This is a genomic window from Psychrobacter sp. NPDC078631 (assembly GCF_050268165.1).
Taxonomy (GTDB): Bacteria; Pseudomonadota; Gammaproteobacteria; order Pseudomonadales; family Moraxellaceae; genus Psychrobacter.
Map to the genome: position 1 here is coordinate 1,011,331 of NZ_JBNNGG010000001.1, position 13,160 is coordinate 1,024,490.

9 protein-coding genes are annotated in these 13,160 nt (G+C 41.8%); 8 read left to right on the plus strand and 1 reads right to left on the minus strand.

What is annotated here, in order from left to right:
• Positions 1-119 precede the first annotated feature (119 nt).
• The 3 genes from trpC (at position 120) to ACQKCP_RS04010 (ending at position 2,669) form a co-directional block, all read left to right on the plus strand.
• Positions 120-989, plus strand: coding sequence for an indole-3-glycerol phosphate synthase TrpC (trpC, locus tag ACQKCP_RS04000; protein ID WP_427611376.1), 870 nt, complete (start codon positions 120-122; stop codon positions 987-989).
• A 108-nt stretch (positions 990-1,097) separates the two neighbouring features.
• The gene (locus tag ACQKCP_RS04005) at positions 1,098-1,829 is read left to right on the plus strand and encodes a Smr/MutS family protein (protein WP_179798976.1); all 732 of its coding nucleotides are present in this window, start codon (positions 1,098-1,100) and stop codon (positions 1,827-1,829) included.
• A 207-nt stretch (positions 1,830-2,036) separates the two neighbouring features.
• A complete protein-coding gene (locus tag ACQKCP_RS04010; RefSeq protein WP_427611377.1) occupies positions 2,037-2,669 on the plus strand; it encodes a DNA-3-methyladenine glycosylase family protein in 633 nt (210 codons plus the stop codon).
• A gap of 60 nt (positions 2,670-2,729) precedes the next feature.
• On the opposite strand, the gene ACQKCP_RS04015 is transcribed toward ACQKCP_RS04010, so the two are convergent.
• Positions 2,730-4,655, minus strand: coding sequence for a mechanosensitive ion channel family protein (locus ACQKCP_RS04015; protein ID WP_427611670.1), 1,926 nt, complete (start codon positions 4,653-4,655; stop codon positions 2,730-2,732).
• A 498-nt stretch (positions 4,656-5,153) separates the two neighbouring features.
• Between ACQKCP_RS04015 and ACQKCP_RS04020 the strand changes: the two genes are divergently transcribed.
• The 5 genes from ACQKCP_RS04020 to ACQKCP_RS04040 all read left to right on the plus strand — a co-directional run bounded on the left by ACQKCP_RS04020 (position 5,154) and on the right by ACQKCP_RS04040 (position 12,810).
• Positions 5,154-7,091 (plus strand): TonB-dependent receptor plug domain-containing protein, encoded by a 1,938-nt coding sequence (locus ACQKCP_RS04020; RefSeq protein ID WP_427611378.1) that lies wholly within the window; start codon positions 5,154-5,156, stop codon positions 7,089-7,091.
• 350 nt (positions 7,092-7,441) lie between these two features.
• Positions 7,442-8,866 carry an adenosylhomocysteinase gene (ahcY, locus tag ACQKCP_RS04025; protein WP_347163109.1) on the plus strand — a complete coding sequence of 475 codons (1,425 nt, stop codon included), beginning with the start codon at positions 7,442-7,444 and terminating at the stop codon, positions 8,864-8,866.
• A gap of 13 nt (positions 8,867-8,879) precedes the next feature.
• Positions 8,880-9,728 (plus strand): methylenetetrahydrofolate reductase [NAD(P)H], encoded by an 849-nt coding sequence (gene metF / locus ACQKCP_RS04030; RefSeq protein ID WP_427611379.1) that lies wholly within the window; start codon positions 8,880-8,882, stop codon positions 9,726-9,728.
• Between the two features lie 300 nt (positions 9,729-10,028).
• Entirely contained in the window at positions 10,029-10,925 is an 897-nt protein-coding gene (locus ACQKCP_RS04035; RefSeq protein ID WP_427611380.1) for a 16S rRNA (uracil(1498)-N(3))-methyltransferase, read from the plus strand.
• A 172-nt stretch (positions 10,926-11,097) separates the two neighbouring features.
• On the plus strand, positions 11,098-12,810 hold the full coding sequence (locus ACQKCP_RS04040; RefSeq protein WP_427611381.1) for a putative bifunctional diguanylate cyclase/phosphodiesterase: 1,713 nt from the start codon (positions 11,098-11,100) through the stop codon (positions 12,808-12,810).
• Positions 12,811-13,160 lie beyond the last annotated feature (350 nt).

Sequence of the window (13,160 nt, forward strand, 5' to 3'; positions counted from 1 at the left end):
CAGGCAGCCAACCATAGATTGCACAAGTCGTATATCTAAGAAGGGTAATGCCGTAGCCGCTTAGTAGTTATTAATAGCTCTCTGACTATATTTACATTTAACGATATTCGGATACCAGTATGACCACAACCCATTCAGACATACCATCAGTGCTACAGCGCATTGTCGCCACCAAAGTAGAAGAAGTAAAAGCCGCTCGCGAAGCATTGTCTTTAGAGGAATTGAAAGCCCAGGTCGCAGCTGATGATAAACCGCGTCGAGGTTTTGCCGCGGCGCTACGTGCTGCTGGCGCTAAAGAAAATGGTATCGGTATCATTGCTGAAATTAAAAAAGCCTCACCGTCTAAAGGCATTATCAATCATAACTTTACCCCTGCTCTATTTGCACAGCAGTATGAGCAAGCAGGCGCTAGTTGTCTGTCTGTATTGACCGACCGTGATTACTTTCAAGGCGATGACAGCTACCTTATTCAGGCGGCTAATACCTCAAGCTTACCGATATTACGTAAAGACTTTATGATTGATGTCTATCAAATCTATCAATCTTACCTAATGGGCGCTGACTGCATCCTACTCATTATGGCTTGCCTAGATGATGCCCAAGTACAAGAGCTACATGCACTGAGTATTGAACTTGGTATGGACGTATTGATAGAAGTGCATACCCAATCTGAGCTTGAGCGTGCGCTACAGTTGCCACGTTCAGTACACAATATCTACGGTATCAATAATCGTGATTTGAATACCTTTGATGTGGACCTGCAAACCACGCTTAATCTCAAGAATATTTTAAACGATGCCCTCGCTGCTGATAGCGCTGAACAAAAACCACTTATCGTGACCGAGAGTGGTATTCATAGCAGTGATGATATCCGCCTCATGTTAAATAATGAGATTCAGCACTTTTTGATCGGTGAGCAATTTATGAAAACTGATCATCCAGGACAAGCGTTACAATCCTTACTTGCGGGCGTCGCGGCAGACGGGTAAAGTAACTCAATAATTTATGCTTAAATAAATGCTCGATAGCTTGAACAGTGTCTGCGCTATAGACATTGTTCAATCAACCATTCATCAATCAACGATACGTTAACTTTTATGTCAAACTCTCTGTTTTCAAAAGAAATGCAAGACCAGCTCAAAGAACTCAAAGGCCAGCTGAGCAAGGGCCGTGATACCAATTCTCCTGAAGGTGAGAATCAAAAGCCAACTGAGCCGGTGTCGCTACCGACTCAAAAACAAGTAAAAAAGACAGTTAAGCAGCTAGATAGTGAACATATCGATGACGATAAAGTTCTATTTATGCAAGCCATGCACGGTGTCAATCAGTTAGAAGACAAAAATGTCCGCTCACCTGCTAGCGCAACTAAAGCAGGTAAGCCTGATGCAGCGACACTATCAAAACGTGCTGCAGCTCAAGGTAGTGAAGCCAGTGATTTAGGCGCAGGCTTGTCAGATATGCAAGCACTGCTGAACCCTGTCGCTGCTGAAGCTTATTTGTCTTATAAGCAGCCTACACTGCAAAACAAGATCTTTGATCAGCTCAAAAAAGGTAAGCTGCGCTGGTATGATGCGGTAGATATCCATGGCTGTACGATAGAAGAAGCACGCGAAGCGATGACTCAACTATTGAGCCAAGCCAAGCAGAAAAACGAAACTATGGTAAAAATCGTCCATGGTAAAGGTAGCGAAGCGATTCTAAAAACCTGTATCAATGGTTGGTTGCGTCAATTGCCAGAAGTATTAGCTTTTTGCTCTGCGCCACCAAAAGATGGTGGTAACGGTGCTGTACTAGTACTACTTAAAAAACCTAAAGCAGATGGCGAATAGGTCTACTGTTAGTGATACGGTACTACATCAAAAGGACTGCTTATTTGCAGTCCTTTTTTTATCACTTACCAATGGTTTAGACATAGACTATAACCATGTTTCCTTTAATGAATGCCTTCTTTAATGTACATTCCATTTAATGTTAGCTTCTCATTCTGCATTAATATATTGACTTGAGCTCCTTCTAATTAGCAAAGCGAAATCACTATGAGCATACATACTATTGAAAACACCAACGAACTCGAAAAGCAGATTGCTGCACTAATTACCATTGAACCAAGGTTCGCTCCTGTCTACAAGCAGGTAGGCACACCTAACCTTAGGCATAACGCAGGTGGGTTTGAGCAGTTGATGAGAGCAATAGTCGGTCAGCAGTTATCAGTAGCTGCCGCTGCCAGTATTTGGAAACGGTTGGTTGATGCAGAATTGATTACCCCGCAAGCGATACGTGAAGCGACAGACGATACTTTGAAGACGCAAGGATTGTCTAAGCAAAAAACTCGTTATGTACGCTCTTTAGTGGATCATGATATAGACTTTTCAGCCTTAGAAACCTTGCCAAATGAAGAAGTCATAACAACCTTGACAGCCGTGACAGGCATTGGACGCTGGACAGCTGAGATGTATTTATTATTTTCGCTAAAACGTGCAGACATACTCGCTGTCGATGATTTGGCCATTAAAGTTGCAGCCATGGAGTTGTTAGGCTTAGCAGAGCGCCCAACACCCAAGCAGCTTAAAGACCTAACTCAACACTGGTCACCTCATCGCAGCGCTGCCAGTCTATTGCTTTGGTCGTACTACGGCTCATTACATGATAAAACCGCAGTACCTTTATAGCTGATTGGGCAAAAATAGCACTAATATTACTAAATGCCATTCGAGATGAAAAAGTCTCTTTTAAGGCTGGTTCCATATAGAAAAGCCAGATTTGTTTTTAGTGTGCTTAAACTTACTTTTTCTTAGCATATGACTTTTATGCTTGAGTGCCTTAAGCGCACCACTTCTGCTGACGGTCGCCATAGAGAATTTGTGGTGACTTGCAACATCATTTTTAGCCTTGTCGCTATCTTTACGAATATTAATGCCATCGTCGTTGTAATCTTTCCTGTATACGCTTGTGTTTACTTCCTTGTTATCAGACACTTCATTATTAGCAGAGTTACTACTATTATCTGATTCATTTCCTTCTGCTGATTCATCAGTGCTACTTCCCACATGATGTTCAAGCTCCGTTTGATTAACAATCAACTGCTGAGTCGGCAATGCATGTTCTACTTTATATTTCGCGACTTTCTTTAATATATCGACAAACAAAGCGTTTTGTTTGTCATAGAACTCAATGATACCAATAGCATTCACATAAGCTTGCAACTGAATAACATAGCAATCTTGGCGCAGCTCCAAAATATTGACCTGATTCCATTCTTGATTGGTCAAATCATGCTCTTTTATAAATTCATCCAAGTCATTAACCATTTTAAATATTACGTCAAGATCAGCGGTACGCTTAATATATAAGTAATGGAAGAAACGAAACATATCGCGAGAGGTAAAGTTTTCGATCTGCATCGATGAAAAATCACCATTTGGTACCGTAACAATCGTCCGCGACAAGGTCCGTACACGCGATGAGCGAATACCAATATCAATAACTGTGCCTTCGTAAGTACCAAACTTACAATAGTCACCGATACGCACAGGTGAATCGGCCACCACGACGACACTACCAACTAAGTTTTCAATCGTCTTTTGCGCACCAAGGGCTAATGCCAAACCACCCACACCCAGTGCCGCAATACCAGTGGTCAAATCAAAACCCAAATTGCCAAAAATAACAATCACTGCAAATATCAGTAATAGCGCTTTGACAACCTTGCGCAGCAGTCCCAAAATTGAGACTCGCTCAGTATAGTTTTTCTTGTAGCTTAGATTTACCGCTCGGGTAAATATCGCATCGATCACTCGCAATAGTAGCCAAGTCAGCGCCAACCAAGAAGCAATATCCGTAAAGCGATTGACTGGCTCACGTAGTGTCACCGATACGCCTGCATAAACCATCACCTCTGATAGTATCAATGCCATAATGACCACAGAAAGTGGCAATATTACCTTATTAGGTAATGGCAATGGCGTACCACGCAAGTACGGATAGACAATCCTCAATAAATGGTACAGTAACCATACCGCGACATAAGTGAGTACAAAGCTAGTCACAATCATGGTGAGCGCGGCGACCAAATCAGCTAGTTGATAGCCAAAAAGCTTTTTGCCATCTAAAGAGTCAACCGTATAGCGCGAGACTAAGGTCGGCTCAGTATTTTCTATCACTTCTGGTACTGAGGTCAGCGTATCGCTAGAGAACTGCCAATATTGCTCATTCTGTTTTGAGACCACTCTTTCTAGCAATAGCGGAACACTTCGCTCGCCGATATTAATCACACCGACATTTTCTTGGCTAGGTGGCAGTTGGTCAGTTAGATTACCCTCAGGTGAATTGCTAATCTGTAGATCCGGCTGAAAACGCCCTCCGGCATCCAGTGCTTGTTTAAACTGTCGCACAACGGTCGTTGGGTTATCGGACTTTGATAAGTTGAGATAATTACTTGCCAGCAAATAATCATTTTCACCCAGCGCACTGATAAACCCTTGTACCGTATGACGCGGCGTATCTCGGCCAAACGAATCAGGCAATGGCGTACTTACTGTCTCTCCACTACTGTCATTACCCACTCCAAGCGCACCAGCCTCGACAGCATAAGCATTATTTGGCAAGGCGATACTCAACAGCATAGTCAGTAATAGCATCGCGACTATAAATGGCATTTTAGTAATAGCAGAGAATAAATTAGGCGAAGAACTGGGAGTCAGATTATGCTTGATAGACAAAACAAACCTCTTAGTTTAAAAATGGCATGATAGATTGACAGGTGACGTCCATACTATAGTAACAATTATTTATGACAGCAGTGCTTTTGATTACGCAATTTTGTAGCTAACTGTATTGGTATTTGGTTTCTTACTCTATGTGCATTTCTAATAATAAGTATTTCTAAAGACAGCTTTCTCCTATAAAACTAAGAAGATGCTAATGAAATATTTAGGTAAATTAATTTTTAATAAATTATTTAGCAAGCTAACCTGAATAACATTCAGCCTAACCTGAATAAACATTAGGTTAAAGTAGTTTATAAAGCAGGACAATTTGTAGATAATGAGCACAGTTTTGCTTATATACTGTTTTTTGTAACTTTTAACCCCTTTTACGTCATAATAGTTACCTCTCATTTCTGCATTTTTAACTTGATTACTTTGGAATCGACTATGTCTGTATCACGTGCATCTTCACGTACCTATCTTCGTTTAAGTATTTTGAGCGCGCTTGGCTTATTAGCAGTAAATATTGCAATGGCAGCCACTTCTGAAAACACTTCCATTGACGATAGTAACTTACCACAAGTTGAGCTTGATAAAATTGTCGTAACAGCAACCCGTACGCCGACTAAGACCAGTAATATTATCGCTCAGACACGGGTAATTGATAAAGAAGAATTGCAACGTTATCAAGGTCAAACCGTAACAGATGTATTAAAGAATCAACCAGGCATCAACATTACTCAAAGTGGTGGCATGGGAAGTGTTAGTAACTTTTATATGCGTGGTTACGACAGCAAGCAAGTTCTTGTAATCATTGATGGTATCCGCTACAGCTCTATTTCTACAGGCGCGCCAGCACTAAATCTATTATCTGCCGATCAAATCGACCGTATCGAAATTTTATATGGCGCATCAGGTTCTAGTATTTATGGTTCTGACGCGATGGGCGGTGTCATTCAAATATTTACTAAAGGCAATAACGTAGAACAATCTAACGTTTCAACGACCGTGGGTTATGGTAGCAACAACCATTACCAAGTAGGCGTAACAGGTCAGCTTAAAAATGAGACTTCCTCATTGAGTTTGGGTGTCAGCCGCAACGAAACAGACGGTTTTAACGCGATTGCTAACCCTAGTTCTTATGATTACAATGCTGATGATGATGGTTTTAAATCTACCAATGCCAGTCTAGCGTTACAACATAAGATTTCAGACTCTGTAAGTGCTGGACTCAGTGCATTATATTCTGACTCTACGACGGATATTGACTCTGCAGGTAACGCTTTCACAAATGCTTATTCAGATCAAAAAAATGGTAGCGCCAATGTTTTTATTCAGCATCAAACACCGTTAGCTGTCACTAAATTTAGCTATGGCCAAAGCATCGATAAATCCACTACTCATGATGCTAACTCTATTGATTATCAAGATGGTAGTCAATTTGATACTATTCAACAGCAGGCACGTTCAGAAACAAGTATTAATGCACAACCTGGTACCGTGATTATTGGCGCAGAGTGGTTATCACAGAAATTAGATGCATCTGATGTTTTAGATTTTTCAGGTTATCCTGCCCCTGCCACTCAAACTGCTTACGATCCCGAAGATAGAACCGTTAAAAGTGGTTTCGTTGGCTATCAATTATCAGAAGATACTTATGACCTACAAGCCAATTATCGCGTCGATGACAATTCACAATATGGCAATGAGGACACATACAACATAGGTGCCGCTATACGTCCATTAGATGGTTTGCGTATCGGTGCAAGCTATGCGACAGGGTTTCGCGCGCCTACCTTCAACGATTTATACTACCCTGGTTACAGCAACCCTGACTTAAAGCCTGAGACCAGTAAAAATACGGAAGTGTTTGTAGAGTACAATAAAGGCAATCAAATATCCCGTCTAACTGGCTATCATACTGACGTTGATGATTTCATTAGCAATGCCACTAATACGAGTAAGGCACAAATCAAAGGCTTAAGTTTGACTTCAGACTGGCGCATTAGCTCGTTTGTATTTGGCTTAGGATATGACTATTTAGACGCGAAGAACAAAACCAAAAATGATGTCAACTTTGATCAACAACTGCCCTACCGTCCTAAAAATAGTGGTTTAGTTTATATCGGATATCAGCAGCCTACGTTCGATATGCGTCTCGAGGCAAAATATAGTGATGATAGACTTACAACCGAAAATAATGAACTTGATAGCTATACGCTGCTTAGCTTAAGTGGAAGCACCTATATCACATCCAATCTGCGCGCTAACTTACGCGTTGATAATATTACTGATGAAGATTATACCCTTGCCAGCCAATTCGGTAATGAGTACGCTACCGAAGGCACTAGCTATTTTGGCTCTTTAACCTATGATTGGTACTAAACCAGTCATAAATTAATATAGTATCTATTGCAAACAATATAAAAGGTCATCTACAGGTGGCCTTTTTTATACCTATGAAAAATATACAGGTACTTATGCCATGATTGCTTGTCATTTATCTCAGTCAATAGGTGACAATTAACCACTCATCTATTACAATAACGACCTCCGAGAGGTGTTGCGCCATAACAGTGACTTACTGCATTAACATTCTAAAGTTATGCAATCACAGGTTATGTTAGGCTCGGTTAACTGTCGAAAGACCATGCTTTTGGTCGCTCACAGCGCAAACAACGGCACCTGCGTTTTTATTCTTTTTATCATTCGTTAACCACTGATAGGAGCATATTATGGACGCAGTGTCTACTACACCATCTGCCCATACGATCGACCCCTCTTTCACTGACTATAAAGTCGCTGATATCAGCCTTGCTGATTACGGCCGCCGTGAAATCACCCTTGCTGAAGCCGAAATGCCTGCCCTAATGGGCTTGCGTCGTCGCTACGAAGCAGACCAGCCGCTTAAAGGCGCGAAAATCGCTGGCTGTATCCACATGACCATTCAGACTGCTGTACTTATCGAGACACTAGTCGCGCTAGGTGCTGAAGTACGCTGGACATCATGTAACATCTTCTCAACTCAAGACCATGCTGCTGCTGCAATTGCTGCTGCTGGTATCTCTGTTTATGCTTGGAAAGGCGAAACAGAAGAAGAGTATGAATGGTGCCTACGTCAGCAAGTACATGTTGGCGGCGAAGCGTCAGGCCAACTTTGGGATGCTAACTTAATCTTGGATGACGGCGGTGACTTAACTGCTTTGATTCACAGCGATTATGCAGAGCTTCTTGATAACATCCATGGTATCTCAGAAGAGACCACCACTGGCGTTCATCGCTTGGTTGAAATGCTTGGTAAAGGTACGCTTAAAGTACCAGCTATCAACGTCAACGATGCGGTTACCAAGTCTAAAAACGATAACAAATACGGCTGTCGTCATAGCTTAAACGATGCTATTAAACGCGCCACCGATATGTTCCTTGCTGGTCGCCGCGCTTTGGTTATCGGTTATGGCGATGTAGGTAAAGGTTCTACACAAAGCTTACGCCAAGAAGGCATGATTGTACGTGTTTCAGAAGTTGACCCTATTTGTGCTATGCAAGCATGTATGGACGGTTTTGAAGTCTTATCACCATACATCGATGGTGACAACACTGGCGGCGCAGACAACATCAACAAACGCTTGCTTGAAGACACTGACATGATCGTCACGACCACTGGTAACTACCATGTTTGTGATAGACATATGCTAGCAGCTCTTAAGCCTGGTGCTGTGGTATGTAACATCGGTCACTTTGATACCGAAATCGACACTCAGTTTATGCGTGATAACTGGCGCTGGGTTGAGATCAAGCCACAAGTTCATCAAATCTTCCGCTCAGACGATGAGAACGATTATTTGATCTTGCTTGCTGAAGGTCGCCTAGTAAACCTAGGTAACGCAACTGGTCACCCATCACGCGTTATGGACGGCTCATTTGCCAACCAAGTATTGGCTCAAATGTATCTGTTCGAAGAAAAATTCGCCGACCTGCCAGCTGACCAACGTACTGACAACCTATACGTAAAAGTATTGCCTAAGAAGTTAGACGAAGAAGTAGCTGCTGCGATGGTTGCAGGCTTTAACGGTACGCTAACTAAGCTGACCCAAAAGCAAGCTGAATATTTGGGTGTGCCAGTTGAAGGTCCATTCAAGCCTGACGCTTATAAATACTAAAAGGAGCCTGACTGTGAGTAAGCCTGCTTTCTCCTTTGAGTTCTTTCCTGCAAAGACCGAGCAAGGTCACGAAAAGCTTCTCAGCACTTATGATGAGCTTAATAAGTTATCACCAGCTTATTTCTCGGTAACTTATGGTGCGGGCGGTTCAACCCGTAGCCGCACCTTAGATATCGTACAGGCACTAAGTACGCGTGGTACCACTGAAATCGCGCCGCACATGTCTTGTATTGGCGATGACAAAGCTGAAATCGCTGAATTGCTCGAGTATTATAAGACTTTAGGTATTAGACGCTTAGTAGCGCTACGCGGCGACTTGCCATCAGGTCAGGTGGGCATGGGTGAACTACCATTTGCGGTAGATTTGGTAAAATACATTCGTGAGCATTCAGGTGATCACTTCCATATCGAAGTGGCCTCCTACCCTGAAATGCACCCACAAGCGCGTAGCTTTGAGTTTGATATTGATAACTTGGTAAATAAATACCAAGCTGGTGCCAATGCCTCGATTACTCAGTTTTTCTACAACGCTGACAGCTATCTGTACTTGCGTGATAAGTTAGAGAAACGCGGTATTGATACAATAGCTCAGCCTTTGGTCGCTGGTATCATGCCAATTACCAATTCAAGCAATCTCTTGCGTTTTGCTGATAGCTGTGGCGCCGATATTCCGCGCTATGTACGTAAGCAGTTGACGGATTTTGGTGACGATAGTAAGGCTATTCGTGAATTTGGCTTTGATGTGGTTTATCGCTTGTGTGAACGCTTGATTGCCGAGGGCGTACCTGCTATGCATTTTTATAGCATGAACAAAGTTGAGCCAAACAAACGCTTGGTAGAAGCATTGGGATTGACTGCTTAAATTTGTAAGCATTCTAGAATATCCCTTAATCATTCCTGAATACATTGTTAATGACTGGCGCTTCTAGGAGCGCCGGTTTTTTATTGTCAAAATTTTGACCAATAGTCCTTTACAGTCTTACTCATAAACTTTATCTTATTTGATTTTTAAAAATTTCTTCACTGTGTAATAATGCTGCTCTAAAAATAATTATCTTTATTAAGAAAAATTCTCATAAAACAAATGTCATTAATTGTCTCAAGTGATATTCTATAGATCTAATAATAACTATACTCAATTAAATAATAGGAATAAGACCACGTGCGACGTTTTTTTTATGCCGTTAACAACGACAATGCTGATGCCTCATCACTACCTAAACTGGGTGAGTTGCCACTAGGTAGCAATGTCGAATTACCCGATAGTGTTGTCCATCACTGGTGCCGTGTACTACGAGCAAGTACTGGTGATCAAGGGATTTTGTTTGATGGATTTGGCGGCGAATATACAGTAGAGCTACAGGCAATCAGTAAAAAAAATGCCACTGCTACTTTGCTTACACATATAGACGACGATCGTACGCCGCCTACTATCACTCAGATTGGTTTGGTAATGAGCCGCGGTGAGCGTATGGATTATGCTATTCAAAAAGCAACTGAGCTTGGAGTGACTGCTATTCAGTTGCTCAGCAGCCATCATGGTGAAGTCACATTGAAACCTGCTCAAGTTGAAAAGAAACTGGCGCATTGGCAACAAGTAGCGATTGCCGCTTGTGAACAATGTGGTCTTAATCGTCCGCCTCTTATTCTTGCGCCACAATCTATCAACGAATGGCTAAGCAATACCAATTCTGATGCTAAGACTACTGAGGCTATGGCTACTGACGTTACAAAGACGCAAATGGCTGTCAGTTCTATCGTTTCTGTGCTTAGTCATGATTTTTACTATCAAGTATTAGCAAACGCTCCAGATCTATGTATGCAAATGAGTGTACCAGCAGCAGGACAACCTGCCATGCCTAACACTCTATCTGACATTCTCAAACAACAGACCCCTTATATCAAACTGTTGATCGGGCCTGAGGGTGGTCTGAGTCAAGATGAATGTCAGCAGGCACAGAATGTTGGATTTGAGCCTTGGCAAATCGGCACAAGAGTATTGCGTACCGAAACTGCACCAGTGGTAGCGTTAGCTACTTTACATGCCTTAAGCACCTAGTAAAAACTGATAAGTACTAGTATGACTATCGTAGTTTTTATCTTTTATGCTTATAGTCAAAATAAAGTCTGTTCTGTATCGTACACAGTAAAACGCGATACCAACTCAATGTTAATAAATTGATAATGCAGTTCTTATTTTTATAAGCCCTTATCTTTTGTGAGCCACTATTATGAGCAATTTTGACACTATTCCAGTATCAATCAAGCAGCAGTTGATGAGTACGCTATGTGAACAGCTTGAAGACGCCATATTTGTATTAGATGATAATTTACGTTATTTAGCGGTTAATGCCAGTTATGAGCTTATGATTGGCTACAAAGAAGAGTTCTTGGTTGGTCGGCCACTTGGTATTTATGCTGCTGAGTTTTTATCAGAAGCAGAGCAGCTGATCTTGAAAGACATCAGTAAAAACCTAGACAGTCATGGATTTTACGAACTTGATTTTTCGATGATCAATCGTTATGGCGAACCTATTGATTGTCATGTCACTTATCGCAAGATTTATGTCGAACAGACGGCCTACCATGTCGGTATGCTGCGTGACATGTCATCCGTTATCAAAGACCAAAAACAGGTCGCGCATTTACTCAACTATGATCAGCTTACGGGTCTCCCTAACCGCAAGGTGTTTTTGAGTCAGACAAGTGACATGCTATTGGATAGTTACCAAGAGGTTGTCCTTGTACGCTTAAATATTGATCGTTATCGCAATCTCGCCAGCTTATTAGGGCCTGATGGTGCCAATGACTTAATAAAAAACTTTGTAGAAGAAATCGAAAAGCTCAAGCTGCATAATTTACGCTCCTTTTCTCACTTTGGTGGTGATGATTTTGCGCTATTGTTTGAAGTTAAAGATGCCAATATGGTACGTCATCAACTAGACACACTCATGCAAATGTGTGAACGCCCCTTCTCTACTGATAAGAGCCATGCGACAGATGCAAATATCTATTACCATATTTCTGTAGGTGTCAGCTGTTTTCCAAAAGACGATAACGAAGTAACCGGTTTATTGACCAAGGCAGAAAAAGCATTGGACTATGTCAAGCAGCATGGTGGCGATGATATTCGCTGGTACGATGAAGCCATTGAAAGCGCCACCGCTGGTAGCTTAGAGCTAGAGTCTGAGCTTAGGACTGCTACCCTTGAAGGTCAACTCGTTCCTTATTATCAGCCAAAGTTCTCATTAGAGACTGGGGCTATCACAGGTTTTGAAGCATTGGTACGTTGGCAACACCCTACTCGCGGATTGCTCAAACCTGTTCATTTTATTAATGCCATTATCGCGCACAAGCTCTCCTTTGATTTGTTTTCGCAACTGGCCATTAAAATCGTCAAACAACTAGCCGTTTGGCAACAGCAAGGGTTTCATCAACACGTCTGTATCAACGCTGATGCCGCGGAATTTAGCCATCCTGACTTCTTTGATATGGTGAGCACACTACTGACAGCAAATGACGTTGCTGCCCATCAATTGCATATCGAAGTGACCGAGTCGTCTTTGATTCAGCGTCATGATAATGTAAAAAAACAGCTTAACTCGCTTAGAGAGCTTGGCGTACGTCTAGCGCTCGATGATTTCGGTACTGGTTATGCGTCATTGAGCTACTTGCAAGAATACCCATTTGATTTTATCAAAATCGATAAGAGCTTTATCTCCAATATTGAAACCGATCGTACCCAGCACGCGATTGTAAAAGCCATTTTAGACTTAGCAGTCGCTTTAGACATGCAAGTCGTCGCTGAAGGTATCGAAACTGAGCAGCAGCGCGATGTGTTGTTAGATATGGGTTGCAAAATTGGTCAGGGCTATTGGTTTAGCAAACCCGTGGCTGCTGATGTCGCCACTGCTATGCTGATTAAACAAAACACTTCTGAGTAAATGCTAAGCTATTCGCTATAACTTATTAACCATAAGCTACTATGTTCAGACTCCTAGCATATGAGCATGTTTAATGTTTATTACGTTTATATCTGTGAAATAACTTACAGGCTCGGTTCTACCAAATAGTGTTGTAATTTATACCGATGCGTTTGTCTTTATGGCGAACGCTATTTTTTTGGCTGTCGTTTTGTCACGTTAATACTAATCATATAAAGGACTATCTGTCTTAGTAACGTTAGAGTTTTCATATGCTTAATGCTGCTGCTTCCTAGCGCCTAACGTCGATTGCATAACCGATGCAAGATAGGTTCATGACTTATCAGTCCTGTCACCAAACTTGTATAATC

Coding starts and splice junctions, on each gene's coding strand:
- ACQKCP_RS04015 (WP_427611670.1), bottom strand. CDS start 4,655: ATGCCATTTATAGTCGCGATGCTATTACTGACTATGCTGTTGAGTATC.
- ACQKCP_RS04010 (WP_427611377.1), top strand. CDS start 2,037: ATGAGCATACATACTATTGAAAACACCAACGAACTCGAAAAGCAGATT.
- ACQKCP_RS04020 (WP_427611378.1), top strand. CDS start 5,154: ATGTCTGTATCACGTGCATCTTCACGTACCTATCTTCGTTTAAGTATT.
- trpC (WP_427611376.1), top strand. CDS start 120: ATGACCACAACCCATTCAGACATACCATCAGTGCTACAGCGCATTGTC.
- ACQKCP_RS04040 (WP_427611381.1), top strand. CDS start 11,098: ATGAGCAATTTTGACACTATTCCAGTATCAATCAAGCAGCAGTTGATG.
- ahcY (WP_347163109.1), top strand. CDS start 7,442: ATGGACGCAGTGTCTACTACACCATCTGCCCATACGATCGACCCCTCT.
- ACQKCP_RS04005 (WP_179798976.1), top strand. CDS start 1,098: ATGTCAAACTCTCTGTTTTCAAAAGAAATGCAAGACCAGCTCAAAGAA.